Source organism: Lacrimispora sp. (assembly GCF_031982545.1).
Lineage (GTDB): Bacteria > Bacillota > Clostridia > Lachnospirales > Lachnospiraceae > Lacrimispora.
In genome coordinates, this window is sequence record NZ_DALYXB010000004.1 from 303875 (window position 1) to 326388 (window position 22514).

The 22514-nt window shown below is 43.6% G+C and carries 19 protein-coding genes; 1 reads left to right on the forward strand and 18 read right to left on the reverse strand.

The window, feature by feature from the left end:
• Nucleotides 1-5: 5 nt before the first annotated feature.
• From ABS301_RS09045 to ABS301_RS09110, 14 genes are all read right to left on the reverse strand, one after another.
• Entirely contained in the window at nt 6-959 is a 954-nt protein-coding gene (locus tag ABS301_RS09045; protein ID WP_349671913.1) for an ABC transporter permease, read from the reverse strand.
• Between the two features lie 83 nt (nt 960-1042).
• Complete coding sequence (locus ABS301_RS09050) at nt 1043-2674, reverse strand: ABC transporter substrate-binding protein (RefSeq protein WP_349671914.1); 1632 nt, start codon at nt 2672-2674, stop codon at nt 1043-1045.
• Nucleotides 2675-2932: 258 nt separating this feature from the next.
• The gene (locus tag ABS301_RS09055; protein WP_349671915.1) at nt 2933-4573 is read right to left on the reverse strand and encodes a hypothetical protein; all 1641 of its coding nucleotides are present in this window, start codon (nt 4571-4573) and stop codon (nt 2933-2935) included.
• Nucleotides 4574-4593: 20 nt separating this feature from the next.
• A complete protein-coding gene (locus ABS301_RS09060; RefSeq protein ID WP_349671916.1) occupies nt 4594-5544 on the reverse strand; it encodes an ROK family protein in 951 nt (316 codons plus the stop codon).
• 65 nt (nt 5545-5609) lie between these two features.
• Nucleotides 5610-6332: a phosphatase gene (locus ABS301_RS09065; protein WP_349671917.1), complete on the reverse strand. Its 723-nt coding sequence runs from the start codon at nt 6330-6332 to the stop codon at nt 5610-5612.
• A 122-nt stretch (nt 6333-6454) separates the two neighbouring features.
• Complete coding sequence (locus ABS301_RS09070) at nt 6455-7147, reverse strand: MgtC/SapB family protein (protein ID WP_349671918.1); 693 nt, start codon at nt 7145-7147, stop codon at nt 6455-6457.
• A 187-nt stretch (nt 7148-7334) separates the two neighbouring features.
• Nucleotides 7335-8348: an inositol 2-dehydrogenase gene (gene iolG, locus ABS301_RS09075; RefSeq protein ID WP_349671919.1), complete on the reverse strand. Its 1014-nt coding sequence runs from the start codon at nt 8346-8348 to the stop codon at nt 7335-7337.
• A 27-nt stretch (nt 8349-8375) separates the two neighbouring features.
• The gene (gene iolE, locus ABS301_RS09080; protein WP_349671920.1) at nt 8376-9275 is read right to left on the reverse strand and encodes a myo-inosose-2 dehydratase; all 900 of its coding nucleotides are present in this window, start codon (nt 9273-9275) and stop codon (nt 8376-8378) included.
• Between the two features lie 70 nt (nt 9276-9345).
• Nucleotides 9346-10131 carry a 5-deoxy-glucuronate isomerase gene (locus tag ABS301_RS09085; RefSeq protein WP_349671921.1) on the reverse strand — a complete coding sequence of 262 codons (786 nt, stop codon included), beginning with the start codon at nt 10129-10131 and terminating at the stop codon, nt 9346-9348.
• A 31-nt stretch (nt 10132-10162) separates the two neighbouring features.
• On the reverse strand, nt 10163-12094 hold the full coding sequence (iolD, locus tag ABS301_RS09090) for a 3D-(3,5/4)-trihydroxycyclohexane-1,2-dione acylhydrolase (decyclizing) (protein WP_349671922.1): 1932 nt from the start codon (nt 12092-12094) through the stop codon (nt 10163-10165).
• Nucleotides 12095-12115: 21 nt separating this feature from the next.
• On the reverse strand, nt 12116-13150 hold the full coding sequence (iolC, locus tag ABS301_RS09095; RefSeq protein ID WP_349671923.1) for a 5-dehydro-2-deoxygluconokinase: 1035 nt from the start codon (nt 13148-13150) through the stop codon (nt 12116-12118).
• Between the two features lie 158 nt (nt 13151-13308).
• Nucleotides 13309-14328, reverse strand: a complete 1020-nt coding sequence (locus tag ABS301_RS09100; RefSeq protein ID WP_349671924.1) for a LacI family DNA-binding transcriptional regulator — start codon at nt 14326-14328, stop codon at nt 13309-13311.
• A 96-nt stretch (nt 14329-14424) separates the two neighbouring features.
• On the reverse strand, nt 14425-15936 hold the full coding sequence (locus tag ABS301_RS09105) for a CoA-acylating methylmalonate-semialdehyde dehydrogenase (RefSeq protein ID WP_349671925.1): 1512 nt from the start codon (nt 15934-15936) through the stop codon (nt 14425-14427).
• 49 nt (nt 15937-15985) lie between these two features.
• Nucleotides 15986-16831, reverse strand: coding sequence for a class II fructose-bisphosphate aldolase (locus ABS301_RS09110; RefSeq protein ID WP_349671926.1), 846 nt, complete (start codon nt 16829-16831; stop codon nt 15986-15988).
• Nucleotides 16832-17056: 225 nt separating this feature from the next.
• Between ABS301_RS09110 and ABS301_RS09115 the strand changes: the two genes are divergently transcribed.
• Nucleotides 17057-17836, forward strand: coding sequence for a DeoR/GlpR family DNA-binding transcription regulator (locus ABS301_RS09115; RefSeq protein ID WP_349671927.1), 780 nt, complete (start codon nt 17057-17059; stop codon nt 17834-17836).
• Here the strand turns inward: ABS301_RS09115 and ABS301_RS09120 are convergent.
• From ABS301_RS09120 to ABS301_RS09135, 4 genes are all read right to left on the reverse strand, one after another.
• Nucleotides 17833-19152, reverse strand: a complete 1320-nt coding sequence (locus ABS301_RS09120; RefSeq protein WP_349671928.1) for a glycoside hydrolase family 28 protein — start codon at nt 19150-19152, stop codon at nt 17833-17835. The two genes, ABS301_RS09115 and ABS301_RS09120, sit on opposite strands and share 4 nt — an antisense overlap.
• A gap of 147 nt (nt 19153-19299) precedes the next feature.
• Nucleotides 19300-20145 carry a carbohydrate ABC transporter permease gene (locus ABS301_RS09125; RefSeq protein ID WP_349671929.1) on the reverse strand — a complete coding sequence of 282 codons (846 nt, stop codon included), beginning with the start codon at nt 20143-20145 and terminating at the stop codon, nt 19300-19302.
• Nucleotides 20146-20150: 5 nt separating this feature from the next.
• The gene (locus ABS301_RS09130) at nt 20151-21062 is read right to left on the reverse strand and encodes a carbohydrate ABC transporter permease (protein ID WP_349671930.1); all 912 of its coding nucleotides are present in this window, start codon (nt 21060-21062) and stop codon (nt 20151-20153) included.
• 79 nt (nt 21063-21141) lie between these two features.
• Complete coding sequence (locus ABS301_RS09135) at nt 21142-22512, reverse strand: ABC transporter substrate-binding protein (protein ID WP_349671931.1); 1371 nt, start codon at nt 22510-22512, stop codon at nt 21142-21144.
• Nucleotides 22513-22514: the final 2 nt, after the last annotated feature.

Genomic DNA, 22514 nt, shown 5'->3' on the forward strand with positions numbered 1-22514 from the left:
TCCCGTCACCCCATTTCCTTAATCCGCGGATCGATCAGACAGTACAAAATATCCGACAGCAGGTTTCCCAGAATAACCAGAGTGGAGGACAGCACCAGAATGATCATAACAATTGGGTAATCCATTCCCTGAATCGCTTTGATGAAATAAGGGCCTACTCCCGGCCAGCTGAACACCGATTCCGTGATGATGGCTCCTGTCACCAGAAGAGGCAGTGCCATACCAAGGCGCGTAATTACAGGCAGAAGCACATTTTTACATACATGCTTAAACATGATCTCACTTTTCGTTGCGCCAAACGCCCGCTGTACCAGAACATAATCTTCAGAAAACTGGGTCAGGGTGGAGGAACGGACAAACTTAATGTTTGCCGGCATAAAAGAAACCGTAAGAGTAAGAAACGGCATAATGAAGTGCTTTAAAAAATCAGCTATGGAAGATTCTTTACCCACTGCGTGCATTCCTACAATGGGCAGAAGTTTAAGTTTATAACCCAGAGCAAAAATGAGAAGCATGGCAAACCAGAAGGAGGGAACTGCAATTCCCACGGAAGAAACCGCATCTATGATCTTATCCGCTTTTTTATTTTTATTGGCACCAGCAATAAGACCCAGAACAACCGCCAGGATATAAGCGGTTATAAAAGCGGGAAGTACCAGTTTTATCGTATTGGGAAGTCTCACCGCAAGATCTGCCGCAATACTTTGTTTCGTCACGATGGAATATCCGAAATTACCGTTCATAATCCCGTCAAGCCAGCGGACATACTGAACATACACCGGCTGGTCATAACCGTATTTTGCTTTGATTAAATTAATTGTCTCCTGTGACATCTTAGGGGTTGTCATGGCGTCAATGGCATCATAGGGCGCAAAATGCATCAGCGCAAAGCATAAAACCGTTATAAGAAGGACCATAGGGATGGCTGTTAATATTCGTTTCAATATATATCTGGCCATATCATTTCTCCTTAATAAAGAAAGAGGTGTCTGCTGCAGCTAAAGCAGCGAAACACCATTCTCTCTCTTTTTTGCAGTTGCAATTACTTTTTCTGTAACTTGGAGGTATCCTCAAAGGTATAAACAGGAACCAGCTTTGCAGCATCAATACCTGATACATTTTTAGAAACCACTAAAAGGCGTTTGTTGGAATATAACGGATAGAAGCAGGCTGTATCCTGAATCTTCTTCTGAATATTGGTGTAGATTTCTTTCCGTTTTGTCTCGTCTGTTTCTTTGCGTCCCTGTGCAAACAGTTCGTTGATTTCAGGCTGATCATAATACATATAATTGAATCCAGCGCCTGTTTCAAATAAGCTGGAGAATGTGTCAGGATCAATTCCCATGATATAACCACCAAAGTACATATCATAGGTATTATTCTTATCCTTCATCTGCTGGCTGAGCGCCTTAGAATCAATACCGGAAAGAGTCACTTTAAATCCAGCCTTTTCAAGCTGTTCCTGTACCAGTAAAGCTGAAGTAGACTGTAAGCTGTCTGATCCGCTGTATGCAAGGTTCAGTTCAGGTTTCTGTACGCCGGAAGCTGCAAGATATTCTTTGGATTTATCAAGGTTCTGCTCGTATTTCTCCACATCCTCTGTAAAGAACTTGCTGTTTGGTGGCATGAAGCTCCATGGCAGATCATAATAATCAGAGCTTAAGAGAGCCGCATCTGCAATTGCCTTCTTATCCAGAGCATACAGAATTGCTTTTCTTAAATCCTCATTCTGAACCCGGGCTGCATTGATCATCATATATCCTACGCGGCCTTCCTGATAAGGATAAACAGTCAGGTTAGCAGAATCCAGATTCATCTGTGCAACCTGAGCCGGAGTACCAATCCATGCATCTACTTCGCCGCTCTGAATTGCAGTCATGGCTGTATTCTCATTTTCAATAATACGGTATACGATATTGTCAATGGAAGGTGCTCCCAGGAAATAGTTCTCATTCTTTGTGAACTTCACATAGGAACCTGCTGAGTATTCAGACATTACATAAGGACCGGTTCCCACTGGTTTTGTATTGACATCATTATTTTCAAAATTAGTTACATTCTCATACACATGCTTTGGCATGATGAAAATCTGGGAGAACATCTCCACTGCTGCGGAATTTACAAAAGGCATGGTTAATTTAACAGTATAATCATCAACCTTTTCGATCTTTACCGCACCTTCCTTATATACTAACTGGGAATAAGCCCAGCCTGCGTTCTCTTCCTTCTCCATAGCCTCGAATGTAAAGACAACGTCATCAGCGGTAAACTTCTCTCCATCTGACCACTTTACATCGTCGCGTAAATGCATGGTATAAGTTAAATTATCATCGGAGGTATCAATGCTCTTCGCAAGGAAATAGTTAATTCCATCTGCATTATACATATATAACGGGGAATAAATCATCTTGAGAGTCATAAGACCAAAACGGTCACTGGTTGTAATTACATTTACATTGGCGCCCGGATCACCAGCGATGGCATAGGTAAATGTACTTTCTCCTCCTTCAGACGGTTTAGCCGCCTCTGCTGTCGTCTCACCAGCCCCTGCTGAGCTGCCGGATACTGCCGTTGTTCCCTCTGCTGGATCTTTGCCGCCGCACGCGGTAAGTCCTCCAAGCACCATAACAGCTGCCAAAAGAATGCCCGCACGTTTCATAAAATTCTTTTTCATAATTTTCTCCTTTCATATACTGTCCCTTAAAACTTATCTGTCATTAATCAGAAAAAGTTAAAATCATTATATAACGAACTACCTACTTTTATCAACATATTTCGACATATATCCTATTTTTCTATAGTTTTAATATGTTAATAGTAGTTTCACCATAACCCAAGTAGTAAAAAAGACAGTCGTCAAGCCGGACAACTGCCTCTTTTGGCATATGATATATTTATTATGAACAATCTTGCAAATATGACTCTGCTTTTTTTATATATTTCGAATGGAAAACGTTCTTTCATAAGGAGTATAGTCATTTAAATAGAGAGTAAAGCCTGTCGTGTTGATTTCCTCCCCTGAATAATGACCGCCGAACTCATGTGTTCCGTAACCCGGTCCGATGAGAAGCTTCTGATCTTCGTGAATCAGATTGACGAAGCCGTCCCTGAGAACCATCTCTCCTGCCTTTTCCGCTCTCATGTGGAAGTGCTCATTTTCCAGAACACTGCCTGCTGGAATACAAATTTCGACACGGAGAGGCGCTCTATCAAGTCCTTCTGCCTTAACAGTCACTTCCATACCGTCAGTTAATTCTTTCAGTGTAACTGTCATACGAATTTCACTGCTGTTTAATATCTCACGTTTCTTATGATCCATCTTCCACCAGTCAGTTGTATCCTGCTTTTCCTTAAAGGGAAGATAATACCAGCCTTTGGCTACAGAGGTCAAAACACAGACCCCGTCTTTTTCTTCAATGGTCTGGGGAACGAAATTACGGATATCACAGTAGCTTTCGCCTATTTTTAAATATACCAGAGTTTCTTTAAATTTCAAGAACAAAAATGCACTTTTCCCCTTGAGAATGCTGTAGCCATAATTGGGAGTCTTTCCTCTGATTACGCCTGCTTCTTCAAAATGCTTGTGGTAGGTATCCAGAAAGCCGCAGCCCTTAAACTCATACTGTTCCATAAAATCATGAAGCATGATTATATGCAGGCATTCCGGTGCCATATCCCCCCGCTCCATATTGTCTTTGATGATTTTATGAGCGGCGCGGTCAAAGATTTCTTCTCCCGTTTTTGCAGCCATATATAAATACTGGTAGAAATACTTGTCCGGATAATCGGCTTTGCCCTGATCCTGCCTCGTTGAGTTCTGTGTGAAAATGGTATCGTCCGGGTCAATGTAAAAGAGCATCATTTTTAAGTTTCGCTCTACATAACCAAGATAATTTTCATTGTCGGTTTCCTCATACATTGCCATCATGGCATTGTTAACCACTGCATTATAATTGCCGGTGGAACGTTCTGCGTACTCCCCTTCCTCGTTACCGTCAATTCCTTCTGCCAGATACTGGTCGGCCCGGGCAAGGAGCTGGGCCGCAAATTCAGGATTGTCTTCTTTTACAAGATTAGCACCCTGCATCAGAGCAGCTGTAATGCCCCAGCGGTGGTTTGGAGTGTGAAAACCACCAGTTAAAAGAGCGTTTAAGGATTCTTCCAGTATAAAGCGGTAACCATCTTTCAGTTTGTCCAGTTCGCCTTCCCCGGTATATTTTAAAAACAGACGGTAAGTTGCGATGAGACGTTTAAAGCAAAAAGAGGTGTCCGGCGCAGATTTAAAATTACAGGATGGATAATCAAAGCTTCCATCTTCTCTCTGGCAGTTTGCAATAAAGGTTACAGCTGCCTCCATGGCACGAAGAAGCGCAGCGTCCTTATAATATCTGCTCTCAGAATTTAAATAAACCGAAGCTGCATCTGCCATTACATAGATGGTTGGCTTTACCTCTAAAATGGCACGTTTCATTCCGCCATAAAAAGGATCCTTCTCATTGGTGACCTGAGTGCTTAAGAAATGATCCACACGCTTCTCTGCGGAACGTATCAGATGTCCCATATATCGTTTCATAATTATTGTCCTCTTTTCTTCTAGTCTAACAAAGCAGCTCCGATAAGCCCTGCATCATTGTCCAACACAGCTGGAACGATTCTTGTCCTGCGTTTTGAAGTTCTTGCATAATCTTCCTGGTCAATTACCTTTTTCAATGGTTCTAACAGCAGATCTCCGGCTTTGCTGATGCCTCCGCCGATGCAGATTAACTCCGGCTGGAATATATTGATTAAATCCAGCAGACCCGCTGCCAGATATTCAATATACCGGTCAAATACCAGAAGCGCCGTTTCATCCTGTCTTCTGACACCGTCAAAAAGTGTCTTACCCTCCACAAGCTCAATCTCCCCGCCGCAAAGTTCCCAGAGGATGGATTGTGGTTGTTCAAGCATCGCCTCTTTCGTCTGTGAGATCAGGGCAGTCGCAGAGGCATAGGCCTCAAAACACCCTTTTCTTCCGCAATTGCAGGGAATTCCGTTCCGGTCTATGGTGAAATGACCAAATTCTCCTGCTGCATAATTAATTCCCTCAAAAAGTTTTCCGTTAAGTATGATTCCGCCGCCTACACCGGTTCCCAGAGTAACCGCCAGCATGGAGCTTACACCTTTTCCGCTTCCTGCTATATATTCTCCCAAGGCAGCCGCATTGGCATCGTTATCAAATCGAATTTTTTTACCAGGAAGTGCCTTCTCCATCATGGAAACCACCGGCTCATGATAAAATCCCAGATTATTGGCATATTCCACCATACCGGTCTCCTTATTGGCCGTCCCCGGTACTCCAAGTCCTACCGCTTCAATCTCTTCCCAGGCAATATTTCCTTCGTCTGCAGCCTTCTTAGCCAGCTCCGCCATATCCTGAACGATTTCCCCTGCACTTCTTCCGCTTCTGGTTGGTACAGACAGGCGGGTAAAAAGTGTTCCGTCTTCTCCTACCAGACCTGCGGCTATATTGGTTCCGCCTAAATCTATTCCGATATAATACTTCATTTTTATCCGCTCCCTTCCGCGCACAACTGCCGGAGCGCAGCAACGCCCCGGCATTCTCTTCTATACTATACTCTCCGTTTATGAAGAAACCAGGACTCTAACCGCTTCATGTCTGCATTTACCACCAGTTCTTCCGGAAAGTTCAGGCTGTTTAACATGGAAAGTGCTTTTTCAAACACTCCCACACTGCGGCAAAAATGCGCATCAGAACTGATTATCACAGGAACGCTGTATTTCATACAGAGTCTGGCAATGATCCGGCAATTTTGTGCAGAACTTTTCCTGACATGAAAGGTTCCTTCATTAATCTCAACCACCTTACCATTCTTTCCAAACTCCGGTATCACCCGTTCATAATCATATTCATAACAGGCAGTCCCGCTGTGACCTATCATATCCACCAGCGGATTTTCTGCTGCATGAAGATACGCTTTTGTATGATCCTCTATGCTTCCCGGTGCTGTCACATCCTCATGAAAAGAGGCTATGGTATAGTCCAGACGGTTTATTATGGTATCAGGGCTTAAATCGATTTCACCTCCAAAGTCAGTGAAATTCAATTCTGCTCCCCGATATACGCGGATACCGTCCACCCACTCCGGTATCACCCTGAGATTTCTAAAATGACCTTCAGGCGCCCCATCCGGGTGAGCCGGACAGTGGTTGCTGATTCCTACAGCCATTAAACCGGAATCCTTTGCTGCCGTTATGATTTCATAAACGGTACTGTAAGCATGCCTGCTTATATCTGTATGAGTGTGTAAATCTGCAACAAGATGTTTTATCATAAATTTCCCACTTTACTTTTTCTCATGTACTTACCCGATGAGTATATCCCTTTTACCCGCAAGGCTTCTACATTATTTTTGTCTTTCTTTCAATAATTATTGCAATTTTTGTTTTTCTCATTCTATCCGTTGACAGAATCAATCCGTTTATCATTTGACAGACGGATAACCAGATCATTTTTTTCATATCCGGCGGGATAAAGCAGATCCAGTTCGATCTTGGTACCGTCCTTGGATTTCCCTATCTTTACATTCAGCACCTTTACCTTATCTTCACTGAGCTTATGGAACAACTCTGTAATAACGGCGTCATAATGGGATGTATTGATTTTCAGCATGCAACGGTAAGGTTCCTTGGACAAAAAGGGAACATCATGGAGCAAAACCTGTATCATAATTAACAGAAACGCAGAACCGCAGCCCAGATAATAAGCACCGGCTCCTACCGCCATTCCCACTCCTGCAGTTGCCCAGATCCCGGCAGCAGTAGTCAGACCGCTGACTGAATTATTCTTTACAAAAATGACGCCCGCTCCCAGGAAACCAATTCCCGATACAATCTGTGCAGCAATTCTGGAGCCGTCAAAATTCGGAATATCCCGGAAGCCGTACTTGGATACAACCATCATAAGAGCAGCTCCCATAGCCACGATAGCATGGGTTCTCATTCCAGCCCCTTTATTCCGGTTTTTTCGTTCGTATCCAATTAAATATCCCGAAAATCCAGCTACAATAATCCGTAAAAGCAAACTGGTCTGATAGACCAGATCATAACGCTCCACCCAGCCGATCAACATCTGTTCCAATTGATACATGATAACTCCTCTTTTCTGTAATGAACTATATCTAATAAAATATGCTATTAATTTAACATGTTTGAACGGAAACGTCAGCGCAGAAATTGCTTTTTCTTTCCCGGTTACTATGCACTTTTTGTACTTTATAAGCTAACTGAAGGATATTGAAAAAAAGACCTGCCAGATAAGAGGCAGGTCCTTTGTCTTACATTGTAATTTCGGAGATTCTAACCGGTCTGTGCTCTTTCACAGATTTCTTTGCTGCGATTCCCATTAATACCGGTTTTAAACCATCTAATACGCCAAGAGGAGTGTCTGTATCATTCTCAATGGCTTCAATAAAGCAGTTCACTTCTTTTGCAAAGGACTGCATATAACGCTCTAAGAAGAAGTAAAGAGGTTTCTCGCCAGTCACACCGTCAGCCGTGCTTAAAACTGCACTGGATTCTGTGTCGTTAGAAGTTGCAACCATGCCCTTGGAGCCGAACACTTCTGCTCTCTGGTCATAGCCGTAAGCTGCTTTTCTGGAGTTATCAATCACTGCAATTGCGCCGTTCTCCATCTTGATGGTGATAACAGCAGTATCTACATCGCCAGCTTCTCCAATAGCAGGATCAACTAAAACTGCAGACTGTACATAGATCTCTTCTGCATCACATCCAGCCAGGTAACGTACCATATCAAAATCATGAATAGTCATATCAAGGAACATACCGCCGGATACAGCTGCATATTCTGCGCTTGGTGGCTCAGGGTCTCTGGAAGTCACTTTAATGATATGTGGATCGCCAATTTTTCCTGCTGCAACGGCATTTCTCACTGCTTCAAAGTTGTGGTCAAAGCGGCGGTTAAAGCCTACCTGATATTTAACCTTGCTGTCCTTTAATGCATCAATTACTTCTTTGATCTTGTCTACATCATGATCAATTGGCTTCTCGCAGAATACATGCTTTCCAGCTTTAATTGCTTCTACAGAGATAGGAGAATGAGTGTTTGTAGAGGAGCAGATTAATACTGCATCGATCTCTGGATCTGCCAGAATTTCTTTATAGTCCTTGGTTGTATTGGATACACCCATGCTCTTTGCCCAGTTTGCTGTTTCCTCGTTCATAAATGGGTCAGCAATTGTCTTAATTGTTGCGTTCTTAACGATATTGCAGATGCTTGCGGTATGAACCTTTCCGATTCTGCCTGCTCCGATAATTCCTACGGTTACCATAATATTCTTCTCCTTTTATCCTTTAAATTAAAGACCTGTTTTTTCAGCAATGAACTTTCTTGCGCGAATTGCATATTCTAACGGATTGGCTTTAGCCGGATCCTGCTCTGCTTCCACTACCATATATCCCTCATAAGCTGCATCTTCCAGCACCTTGAAGATTGGCTCGAACTCTACACAACCATCGCCTGGAATGGTGAATGCGCCTGCGCGAACGCCTGCTAAGAAGCTCATCTTCTCTTCTCTCACCTTTTTAACTACTTCTGGACGGATATCTTTTAAATGAACATGTTTAATACGTTTGATATGCTTTGTTACCATCTCAACCGGATTCTCTCCGCAGTAAGCAAAATGACCGCTGTCAAAAAGCAGGCTTACATATTCCGGATCTGTATGTTCCATCATGCGGTCAGTCTCTGCAGCTGACTGAACTACGGTTCCCATATGATGGTGGAATGTTAATGCCACACCGTATTTTTCTTTGGACAGCTTGCCAAGACGGTTTAAGCCTGTGCACAGAAGATCCCATTCTCTGTCGTCCATCTCATGCTTTCCTTCGAAAACCGGCTGATCCTGAATTCCCTGTGTGCTGTAGCTCTGCTCGGAAACACCCACTACCCTGGCGCCCATGGCAGCTAAGAAAGCTACATGCTTCTCAAACTCTGCCTCAGTCTCTTCGTAAGGCTTGCTGATTAAGAATGTGGAAAACCATGCATTGCAGATCTCAACCCCTCTTAATTCCAGAGCCTTCTTTAAAATCTCCGGATCTTTCGGGTATTTATTACCCACTTCAGAACCGGTAAATCCTGCAAGTGCCATTTCGCTGACACACTGCTCGAAGGTATTCTCCTTACCTAAATCCGGAAGATCATCATTTGTCCATGCAATTGGTGCAATTCCTAATTTAACTTTCTCCTTGTTTAACATTTTTGCTTCCCTTCCCTGTCTTATCATATTTTTATACCGCTGGTTTCGCGGCGATTAACCCCTGTGTCATTTAGAACTCCGCATCATGCAGCCACACGTATCGTTCATCTTCGTTGCGGTCAGTCTGATTCCATGGATTGCCCTCCAGATGGCGGATCATCCAACAGGTATACATCTGGTATCCCGGAGCCACTGCCTGGGGATGAAGTTCCCCTCCCGGAATTGCGGAAAAGCTTCCATCTGTGCTTTTAAATACCTGGTCGCCTACAAAGCTTGCACCAAATCCTTCCGGGTGGTCAAAAAGGAAATAGTAGGTCTCCGGCTGTGGATGTCTGTGTGGAAGATAACCGGACCAGTTTCCCCGATCATTTAAAACTTCTCCTAAAACCATATTGGAGTAAGGAGCGATCTCTATATCAAAAATCGTATTCACCTGCCGTTTTGCCACATTGCCAAACTTGCCCACAGAAGAATACTTCCATGGTGCATCTTCAGGCTGATACAGTTTTACTTCAAAGGTTCTTTTATTTTCTGCTGACTGGACTAAAATTTCTGAATCCTCTTTTGCTTCCACGGAAATCTCTGTTCCTACACAGCCATGCAGGCACCATGGTCCCTCCGTAAAAACATCAATTCTTGAGGCTTCCTGTTCCACATTGCCGCCACGGTATATGATCTTTCCCTTTAAAAGAAGCACAGCTGTTTCCTCTTCCTCTTTTAAAAAGGTTCTGGTCTCCCCGGCTTTCATGCGGTATACACGAATGTCCATGTTCATCTCCTTATACTCATTGGTATAAGTTGTTAAAATCTTCTCTCCGGACTCATCAAATTCCGGATATCCGAATACCTGACTCATATTATCTTCCTTTCCGGTCATGTCCGGCCGTCTAATACTTTCTTGCTGCGTTTCTGCCTTCCATGACTCTTCCAAATGCTTCGTTTACGCTGGTTTTTTCAGACGTATCAGCAAGTCCCACATTCCACCAGGATTCATATCCGTCGGACATGGTCTTTGGAATTACCTTTAAGTCAAACAGGCAGGCTTTCTCCTGGCTCTTGGCATCATTTAATGCATCTTCCAGCTCTGCAATGGTACAGCACGTATAAGTCTTTAATCCATAACCTTCTCCCACTTTTGCATAGTCAACAGGGATTAAATCGCCGGTTGGTTTTTTTCCGTCTGTATAGCGGTACTCTGTTGCAAGACTACCAATTCCATGGTTCATCTCCAGGTTGTTGATACAGCCAAAGCCGCAGTTATCAAAGATCAGGATATTGACTTTCTGTCTTTCCTGCATAATGGTCATAATTTCACTGTGCAGCATCTGAAAACTGGAATCGCCGACTACGCAGTAAACCTCATGTTCCGGCTCTGCAAATTTGACGCCCAGGGTTGCTGCCACTTCATATCCCATACAGGAATATCCATACTCAGCATGATATCCGCCCCGCTTGTCAGTAGTCCACATACGCTGCATACAGCTTGGGAGGGAACCTCCTGCAGTAATAATTGTGGCATCTGCATCAATCACTTTTCTGATTGCTGCCAGTGCTGCGGTCTGGGTAATCTTACCATTGGTCAGACGGACAAATTCCGGAATTGTTCTGGGATCTCTAGCTTTGATAATGGGCTCGAAATCATCTCCGGTATACTCAATGCTGCCCAGGCGTACCATCTCTTCATCCCACTTTTTCTTTGCATCTGTGATCTCATTCCGGTACTGGGACGCATACTGTTTTTCTCTCAGCTTTTCTGTCAGTGCCTCTACGGTTACTTTTGCATCTCCCACTGCCATGGATGCATCCATCTTATAGGCATGGAATCTGCTGTTATTTATAGTAACAAATTTCACATTTTCTCTTTTAAACAGCCACTTGGAGCTGGTAGTAAAATCGCTCAGTCTGGTTCCAATGGCGATTACCACATCTGCATCCTTTGCAATGACATTGGAGGCATAAGTACCGGTCACTCCGATTCCGCCCAGGCAGTATGGATGGCTTGATTTGCAGGCACTCTTTCCAGCCTGACTCTCTCCAAACGGGATCTTAAATTCCTCACAGAATTGTTCTACGACTTCTCCTGCATCTGAGTAACGAACTCCTCCGCCCACAATCACGATAGGCTTCTTAGCTTCTGCAATGATGTCAGCAATCTCTTCCAGTTCTTCTTCCACTGCCACAGGTCTTGTAATCTTATGAACCCGTTTCTTAAAGAAATACTCAGGATAATCAAAGGATTCTCCCTCTACATCCTGACAAAGGGAAATACAGCACGCTCCCGTCTCTGCCGGGTCAGTGAGCACACGCATGGCATTAATCAATGCGCTCATAATCATCTCAGGTCTTGTAATTCTGTCCCAGTACTTGCAAACCGGTTTAAATGCATCGTTGGTGGTAGTAGCAAGGCTGCTGCTCTGCTCTAACTGCTGAAGCACCGGATCAGGCTGTCTGGATGCGAAAGTATCAGCCGGAAATACCAGTAACGGAATGTTATTGACGGTAGCAGTGGCACAGGCAGTCACCATATTGGCAGCGCCAGGTCCTACTGAGGACGCACAGGGAATAATTCTTCTGCGCTGGTTCTGTTTGGCAAATGCAATGGCTGTATGGCACATACCCTGCTCGTTTCTTCCCTGAAGAACCCGAAGCTGTCCCGGATTCGTGTCCAGCGCCTCTCCCAGACCAACTGCAATTCCATGGCCGAAGATTGTAAAAAAGCCTTCAACAAACTTTATTTCTGTTCCATCCACTGAAACATACTGGTTATCCAGGAACTTTACAAGTGCCTGTGCTGTTGTCATTCTTATTGTTTTTGACATGTTCCGCTCTCCTTTATATTTTTATACACGGGCGATCATCTCACCGAATTTTTCCTTTTCCTCTTTTATAAATGCATGCACTTCCTCTGGTGCGGGAAGAGAATCCGAGCAGTTATTGCTCTTTACCATCATGGAAGCTTCCGCAGAACCAAATTCCAGGCAGTCAATAATATCCCAGCCCTCATACAGACCATATAAGAAACCGGAACCATATCCGTCTCCGCCTCCAAAGCCTTTTCTTGCCTCTACCGGGAACGGTTTGATGGAAAATGACTGGCCATCCCGGGTATATGCGGTAGACCCCTTCATACCATGCTTAATCACCACGATTGCTGCATGATATCCCTGCCATAAGGCGGCACTTTCTTCATCTGTCATACCAGGTTTAATCAGCTTTTCCGTCAGATCAAATTCTTCTCTTGATCCCATAATAATATCCGCTTCTTTAGCAACCGTTGAGTAGTAAATGGATAACTCATCTGTATTTTTCCAGTTATATGCCCTGTAATCAATGTCAAATATAATTCTTACATCGTTTCTCTTAGCCAGCATTACAGCCTTAAGAGCCGCTTCTCTTGATGGGCTTTCAGCAAGTGCAGTGCCTGAAATTAAAATTGCTTTTGCCTTTTTAATGTATTCTTCATCGATGTCTTCCACGCTCAGCTGTAAATCAGCGATGCAGTTTCTATACATCAGAATGCTGCTTTCGCTGGAGGACAGCATCTCTGTAAAAGTAAGTCCCAGTTTTTCTCCGTTTTTACATTTTGTAATGTGGGAGGTATCAATTCCCTGTTCATTAAAATAATCCACTACAAATTCGCCGAACTGGTCATCGGATACTTTTCCGATAAATCCGGCTTTCATTCCATGTCTTGTCACGCCTACGGCAATGTTGGCAGGAGAACCACCTACAAATTTTTCAAACATGTGAACCTTTTTAAGCGGTTTAAACTCTTCCTTCACCTGCTCATTATAAGCAGGGTTAAAATCAATGGCAACTCTGCCAAGAAGTATTAAATCAAGCTCTCTGGCTTCGTTAAATTTTATATATTCCATCGTCACACCTCTCCCATCTGTTTGCGTGCTTTTTCGCTCATCTCATGTGCCTACATTATACCACGCACGCAGTCCGCGTGCAAGTGATTTCGCTTAGTTAATAAAAAAAATCAGGACCTGTTTTTTATCCTGAACAGACCCCTGATTCCATGGTGATTTTAAATATTGTATTTTGTTTTAATAATTATATCCGTGTAAAAAAATTCCTGCTCTTTTCTGCTCCCAGACTGCATGATATCCGTAAGGATGAACAGGGCGCGGTACCCTTGTGTATAACCATTCTGGTCAATGAGAAAATCCGCAATTCCTTCTTCCAGAGCTTTGATATTTCCCGTGGTCATATCATAGATAATAATATGGGGCTTTTTTTCCAGCTTCAGCTCTTCAAACGCCTTTTTTACGCCCCCCTGGCCTCCTGAGAATATCACCGCACCCTGCAGATCCGGATAAGCAGTCAGGGTGTTGACAAGGATTTTTTCCACCTCTTCCTTTTCGTCAAAGCTGCTTTGTACTCCTACAAGCTCAAGCCCCGGAAATGTCCTCTTTATCTCATCCACAAACCCGTCTACACGCATACTGTTAACACTATTCCCAAAATATCCTGTAATAGCGAGAATCTTTCCCTGTCCGCCGGTGAGCATTCCCATAAGCCCAGCCGCCGTGCGTCCGCTCCGTTTGTTGTCCTGGCCTACAAAACAGCTTCGTTTTGTCCCTACAATATCCGTATTAAACGTTACGACTGAGATCCCCTGTTCAATCAGGGAATTGATCTTATCCCTTATTTTATCGCATTCTACAGGCATGATTGCAATGCCTGACACCTTGTTTTTTTCCAGCCTTTCAATGGCTGCCAGCTGCTCTTCCTCGCTTACAGTAACACACTCTTCCATTACAAAGACAATTCCTCTTTTTTTCAATTCCTTTTGTGCATCTTCTAACCCTTTTCTGATGGGAATCATAAATGACGATTTAGCCAGCTGGGTTACAATGCCGATTTTAACCGATTCCTTTTTTACTGCCGTCTTATCTTTTTTCGGCACATAACCGATTTCGTCTGCAATCTGAAAGATCCGCTCTTCCACTTCCTTGTCAATCCGCCCCCGTTTATTTAACGCGCGGTCAACAGTACCTCTGGACACACCTGCCCGCTCTGCTATTTCCCGAATCGTTCCCGCCATCTGTTCTCTCCTTTAAGCAATTCACTTCAACCATCATATCACACATAAAAATAGCACGCAAGTGTATGCGTGCTATTTTTTCAATAAAAACAAATTTTAGATTGTTCCATCCCAGGTATTAACAGCCGTGGACTCTCCAGTTTCTTCGTCGAACCATCTGGTGGTAACCACTTTATTCTCTGTATAGAATCTGAAACCATCTTTTCCCAAGCAGTGAAGATCTCCGATAAATGACAGCTTATTGCCGTTGAATGGGAACATACCAACCGGAACCGGAATTCCTACGTTGATACCGATCATACCGCCGTCTGTATGTCTTGCAAACTCTCTTGCATAGCGACCATTCTGTGTAAAGATAACAGAACCGTTGGCAAATGGATTGGCATTCATGACTGCAAGTCCTTCCTCGAAGTTCTTTACTCTCTTAATGCAAAGTACCGGTCCGAAGATCTCTCTTTCGCCTACGCTCATTTCAGGAGTAACATGATCAAGAATTGTTGGCCCTAAGTAGAATCCGTTTTCAAATCCTTCTACTACTACATCACGGCCGTCCAGTACCACCTTGGCACCTTCTGCGATTCCTGTCTCGATCCATTTTACAACAGAATCTTTGTGTGCCTGATTGATAACTGGTCCAAGATTTGTGGTTTTGTCATAAGCTGGTCCCACTTTTAACTTCTTAGCCTGAGCTACGATTTCTGCTACAAGTGCATCAGCAATTTCTTCCTGAACAACTACTACCGGAAGAGCCATACATCTTTCACCGGCACAGCCAAATGTGGAGTTGATAATACCTGCTGCCACACGTTTAACAGGAGCATCTTTTAATACAAGTGCGTGGTTCTTGGCTTCGCAAAGAGCCTGAACTCTCTTTCCTGTTGCTGCAGCTGTGGAATAAATATGCTTTCCGACAGATGTGGAACCTACGAAGGTAATTCCCTTAACATCGTCGTGTGTAAGAAGAATCTCTGCTTCGTTTCTGGAGCAGGTAACGATATTAATTACGCCGTCCGGTAGTCCTGCTTCTTTGTACAGCTCAGCGATACGCATGCTGGACTGAGGAGTAAAGGACGCTGCTTTTAATACGATGGTGTTACCGCATGCGATACACATGGGAGTCATCCAGCCCATTGGGATCATGGCCGGGAAGTTAAATGGCACGATACCTGCAAATACACCCAGAGGCATACGGTATAATACTGTGTCAAATCCGCTGGAAGCGTCCATTAAACTTTCTCCCATCATCAGTGACGGAGCGCTGATGGCCTGCTCGGTTCCTTCTTTTGCTTTCAGCACATCACCCTGAGCTTCTTCCCAGTTTTTACCGTTTTCTTTTGCTACCAGCATGGTCAGTTCATCCATATGCTCGATCAGTAAATCTCTCAGCTTATAAAGAATCTGAACTCTTTTAATAACCGGAGTTGCTGACCAGGATGGAAATGCTGCTTTCGCTGCTGCTACAGCCTCTTCCACTTCATCCGGAGTACAGCATGGTACTTTCGCAATTATTTCACCAGTGCTTGGGTCAAAGGCATCTGTATACTTTGTTGTTTTAGATTCCTTCCACTGACCGTTTACAAAATACTTTAATGTTTTTACTTCTCCCATCTTTCTATCCATTCCTTTCTTAGCGGTTTTATTTATTTAATAGTTATTATTATAGCGGCTCTACACAGTTAAAGATCTTGATATGCTGCTTCACATTCTCATATACGCCCTGGACCATGGCTTCATTCAGTCCAAAGTAATCATGTCTGCCTTCTGATTTTAAATACTTTTCAGCTTCCCTTGTAAGACTGTCAAAGCTGGCTGTTGCAATGTTGATCTTGCGAATTCCAAGTCCAACCGCTTTTCTGAAGTCTTCCGGTGTGATTCCGGTTCCGCCATGCAGTACCAGGGGAACATCTGTCTTTTCATCAATTGCCTTTAAAACATCAAATGCCAGTCTGGGTGCTACCGGGTAGTTGCCGTGGGCATTGCCAATGGCTACAGCCAACGCGTCCACACCTGTCTTTTCACAAAATACGTTCGCGTCTTCCGGATTGGTACAGCGGATTCCCTCATCTGTGCTCCCATCCTCACTTCCACCAACAAGACCAAGCTCCGCTTCTACGGTAGCCCCATATTCTTTTGCCAGACGGGCTGCTTCCAACGTTTTGTTTATGTTCTCATCAAAGGGAAGTGTGGAGCCGTCCATCATGACTGAGGTAAATCCATATTCCAGAGCCTGTCTCAACACACCAATGGTCTTGCCGTGATCTAAATGAACTGCAATCTCTACCTTTGCGTTCCTTGCAGCTTCCACCATCATAGGCCCCATGAGTGACAGCGGGGAATGTGGCAGACGGACTTCTGCAATCTGTAAGATAATGGGAGTATTCATTTCTTCAGCTGCCTTTATCGCACCTTTTATCATCTCCAGATTACCAACGCTGAATGCTCCCACCGCCCGATTTTGCTCTGATGCCTGATTTAGCAAATCTTTCATTTTTACTAATCCCATGTCCTGTTTCCTCTCTCTTCCTCCCTTTATGAGTATGTTTTGATTTTGTTTTTGTAATGTGTTGGTTATATTCTAACACTTTAATCGAGAGCGGTCAAGATCTACTGAAAAAAAATTTTCTTAATTTGGTGATCTATTGGTGATTTCTTGATATTTTTGCTTGTGTCTGATATAATAGGTCAATAACTGCATAACAATGGAATCGCCATATAAGGAGTACAAGCTATGAGAATTTCCCGAATTGAACAATTGGAGCAATATATACTGGAGCACAAATCCGCATCCATCGATACCCTTTGTGAATTATTTCAGATATCCAAAAACACGCTGCGCCGGGATCTGGAGGTGCTTGTGGGAAGAGGAACTGTGGAAAAGGTATATGGAGGTGTGATTGCCTCTGAAAATATTCCTCCAATCCCAGATCTTGTCACATTCCAGGACAGAGCCAGCCGTAATTTTTTAAGCAAACAGCGAATTGCATCTCTTGCCGCTTCCTTTGTACGGGACAGAGATATCATATTCATTGACAGCGGAACCACTACCATGAATATTGTAGACTTTCTCACTCATTTAAATACAGTCACTGTCATAACAAACAGCATTCAGGTCATTAACAAATCCATGAATTATCCTAATATTGACTTAATCGTGCTCCCAGGCACTTTAAAAAGGGATACAGCGTCTCTGACCGGCAGCTCCTGTGTGGAATATTTAGAGGATTATAACATTGTGCGTGCATTTATGGCATGTACCGGTATTTCCGTGGAATCAGGAATCTGTAATGCATCAACGGATGAGTATAACATTAAAAAAGCAGCATTAAAAAAAAGCCAGAAGCATTATCTTCTGGCGGATTCTTCCAAGTTTGGACGGGCATCTCTTATGACCTATGGAGATATGAATCAGTTTGATTATATTTTAACTGAAAAGATGCCGGAAGACGCGTTCTGCTCCTATTGCAAAGAGCAAAACTGCGCCATTTCCATTGCTTCCTATGAGGATTAGATGGTGATTTCTTCTGCGTGGCTTAAAGTGACATCCTGTTTGTAGAACGGTCTCATACCTTCCTCCACCTGAATCTTCACATGCTCAAACCGGATATCCCTGGCATACTCGGCATAAATTCCGGATATTTTAGTACGAATCAGTCCATCTCCCTGGCAGGGGCGGATATCATATCCCTCAATCTCCCAGCGGGAGTTTTTCTCCAGAGTGAGGTGGATGTTTTCAAAACTCACGTCTTCAATATAGTTATCTTCACTTCCCCGGATAAAGATACCGTTTTCACCCTTGCAGCTGATATTCTCAAACCGCACATTTCTGATTTTTCCAGCTTTTACACCCGGCTTTCTGTCATGGGCTGTGATGCAGATCGGTTCTGCCCTTCCCCACCACTCATGGGAGAATCGCCGTGTTTCAATGGTAATATTGGAGAATACCACGTTCTCTACATTTCCTCCGTCCCTGATCTGTATGGAGATACCACGGTTGCTTTTACTAATGGTACAGTTTTCTACGAGAACGTTTCTAAAATCACTTTCCCCTTCCGTTCCAAACTTGATCGCTGCACTGGTGGAGATTAAGGTACAGTTTGAGATTACAATATTCTCACAGGGACCGTATTGTTTATAGTCACCGGAATTTTTTAATACAATTGCATCGTCACCACATTCAATGTGGCAGCCGATAATCCGTACATTGGTGCAGTGATCCGGATCAATACCGTCGGAATTAGCCATCTGTAAGTTATTAATAAGGCGGATTCCATCGATTAATACATCGTTGCATCCCACCAGATGAACGGTCCAGAATGCACAGTTTACCAGTTTCACGTCACGGATGGTGAGATGGCTGAACTTTTCTAAGAGCATCAGGGGAATTCTGGGATAATAAGTTCCTTCAATGTGATAACCGGAATTATCCCCGTAAAATATGGCCTCATTGGCATCTATGGTGCCAAATCCGGTGATTGCCACATTCTCCTGGTCATAACCGTATATAAATGCGTGAAATGGTCTGCCATTATATTCACTGTTTAAAAAAGATGGAAGACCTGATTCATGAGCCACGATCTTTCCGCCGTTGGCCAGGGGATAATAATCATTTAAATCATCACTGGCTTTTAATACTGCTCCCATCTCTAAATGAAGCTCTACATTTGATTTAAGAAGAATTGAACCGCTGTTATAGATATGTCCGCCGGGAAGGAGTACACGACCTCCGCCTGCGCCGGTGCATTCGTCAATTGCTTTCTGAATTGCTGCAGCGTCATTTGTTTTCCCATCGCCTTTTGCTCCGAATTCCAATACATTGTTAATCATAATTTCCTCCATTTCCTGTGCCTCAACCAGATTGTACTACTAAACTGCCCAATTATATCAATTTAGACTGACAAATGAAAGGTCTAAACCGAAAAAAATAACAGAGGCGCACAAAAAAGCTGTTTTTTGTACTGCCTCTGCCATATTTTAACCTTTTAATCCAGATGTGCTGATTCCTTCCACCAGATACTTCTGCAGGCTGATAAAGATAATAACTGCAGGCAGAATGGAGAGTGTTGCCATTGCAAACATGGCTCCGTAATCAGAGGAGGAACCTGGATCACAAAACAATTTTAATGCAAGGCTGACCGGATACTTTGCAGATTCATTAATGTACAGGAGAGCGGAAAGGAAATCATCCCATCTCCACATGAATGAGAAAATGCTTGCAGTAATTAAAGCCGGTGTAATTAAAGGCAGTATAATTCTTGCAAATATACCGTAGTAGGAGCATCCGTCAATCTTAGCCGCTTCATCAAGTTCTCTTGGAATGCCGTCAATGAAGTTAATCATCAGGTAGATGAAGAATCCCTGAATTGCAAAATAATAAGGGACGATCAGGGGTCTGTAGCTTCCCACCCACCCCAGCTTCTGATACCATAAATACTGGGGAATCATTAATACCTGTGCCGGCAGCATCATAGAAAGGAGCATGGCTACGAACAGGAACTTTCTTCCGAAAAATCTGCATCTGGCAAGTCCATATGCCACAAAGGCAGAGGAAAATACCGTACCAAGAGTTGCAACAACAGCAATAAACATGGAATTTCTTAAAAATACAGCAAATCCTGTTTTCGCAAATCCCCTCCATCCGGTTGCATAATTGGCAAATACGAACTTCCCGGGTATCAGCTGGCCTGCTGTGATAAAAATAGTATTGCTCTCCTTAAACGAACTCATGATCATCCAAACAAGAGGGTAAATCATGATCAGACCAAGGCCGCAGACAATGACGTGATACACAATCCCGCCGATTCTTTTCCTTGTTTTCATGAATATTACACTCCTTCCGTATAGACCCAGAATTTTTTAGTAGCGAATAAGAGTAACGTGATCATTCCGATCATTCCCAGCATGACCCAGGCCAGAGCAGCACCGTAACCGGTATTGTAAAACTCAAAGGATTGCTGGTACATATAAACCGTGTAAAACAAAGTGGAATTTAAGGGTTTCCCCTGTGTAATAATAAAACACTGAGTAAATGCCAAAAATCCATTGATGGTCTGCATAACCAGATTAAAAAATATGGTGGGAGTCAAAAGAGGCAGAGTAATCTTAAAAAACTGGGAAAACCGGTTTGCCCCGTCCACTCTTGCGGCTTCATAAAGCGTAACTGGAATCTGTTTCAGTGATGATAAGAAGATCAGCATGGAAGAACCAAACTGCCAGACGGCCAGTATAATCAGAGTCCAGATGGCTGTATTTACATTTCCAAGCCATGGAAAACTGGTTTTTATTCCTACAATCCGAAGCAGCTGATTTATCACCCCGTCGGTTGCAAATATACGCTTCCAGAGAATTGCCACCGCAACTGAACCACCGATAATAGATGGCAGATAGTAGGCCGCCCGGTAGAATGCCGTAGCTTTTGTAGTCCTAAACAGGATAAGCGCTACAATCAGGGCAAATACCAGACGCATGGGAACCGATACAAATGCAAAATAAAAGGTAACTCCAATGGTTTTTAAAAATACCGGGTCATCTGTAAACATCTTTATGTAATTTTTCATTCCTACAAAGACTGGCGGTGCCAGAATGTTGTAGTCACAAAAGGAATAATAAAGGGACAGTCCCATGGGAACTACCATGAACATGAGAAATCCTATGCTAAACGGAAGGCTGAATACGAATCCTGCCGTACTTTCCCTGTTCATAAAATGTCTGAAGCTTTCCCTCTTTTTTTCTTTCATATACGTCCCCTCCGTTCACATATCACTGCTCTGATTGAAAACGGGGCAGAGCGTTCTCTGCCCCGAATATTACCGGTAATTATTTCTGGCTCATGATCTTATTGGCACTGTTATAGAATTCCTCAGCGGCTGCTTTTGAATCAAATGTACCATAGCAAAGCTGTTCCTGAACCTGATTTAACAGATTAAATACCTCACTTGCTCCATCTGGCTGGGGAGGATTGATCGGTGAACTGTTAGGTGTTACAACATCGTTGATATAGCGGATGATCTCCTGGTTGATGGCATCCATCTTGGGTGAAAGCTCCTGTGCAATCTTGCTGGATGCAGGAACGCCTCGTTCGCCTAAAAGAATGTTGTTTGCGTCGCTTGAATTAACCAGATAATTTAACACTTTCACTGCCTCATCCGGATTCTTGGTATGGGCTCCGACGGAGAAGAACTGGCTGGATTTTAAGTAGCCGGACTTCTTGGGATCAGGAGATGGCCAGGTAGTCATGCCAACGGTCACGCCTTCCGGAGCAGCGTTCTGAACTGCTGTCAGCTGGTTGGAGTTTGCAAATGCGCACCAGGACATGGTTTCCGGGCTGGAACCATTTACCATAGGATCCTGTTCAACAGAACCAATGGAGATTTCTGCGAATACACCCGGATCAATGAGCCAGCCCTCTTTTAAGCCGGTCTCATACATCTGGAAGAACGGAATGTAATCCTCTGCTGTTCCGCCCATTTTCTTATCACCGAATAAAACCACATCGTATGCTCTCATAAAATAATCCAGATAAGTCTGGGCAGTGCCGTAAACGATTGATGTCTTATATCCGGTTTTTTCATATACCTGACGGCAGACTGCCTCGAAATCGTCAATGGTCATATAGTCCTTGATTGTAATGCCGTTCTTATCAAGTAAAGTCTTGTTATACATCATGGCCGGAGAGTTAATCCCTGCACAAATTGCATAAACTCCTCCGTCTACAGTACCGGAAGCCATAGTGTTTTCCGAAATATTGGATACATCCAGGGCACCCTTTTCAATATAAGGCTTTAAATCAACTAACAAATTGTTCTTTACATACTGGTCTATGTACATGTAATCCATCTGAACGAGATCAGGAAGTGACTGGCCTGCTGCCGATGTAGCAAGCTTATTCCAGTAATCAGACCACTCGGAAAACTGTCCTTCAATGGTTACTCCTTTATTCTGTTCCGAATAAAGGTCTAAAGCTGCCTGCGTTCTCTCATTTCTAACCTGGTTCCCCCACCAGCTCATCGTAAGTTTCACATCTCCGCTTCCACCGGAGGCTTCCTTAGAAGGAGCCGCCGTGGTCGCCTGTGTGGTTGCAGGTGCCTGAGCTGCAGCTGTGGTAGCACTTGCAGAACTACCTCCGCACCCTGCGAGAGAAGCTGCCGCCATACAGCATGACATCAGTAATGCAATTTTTTTCTTCATAA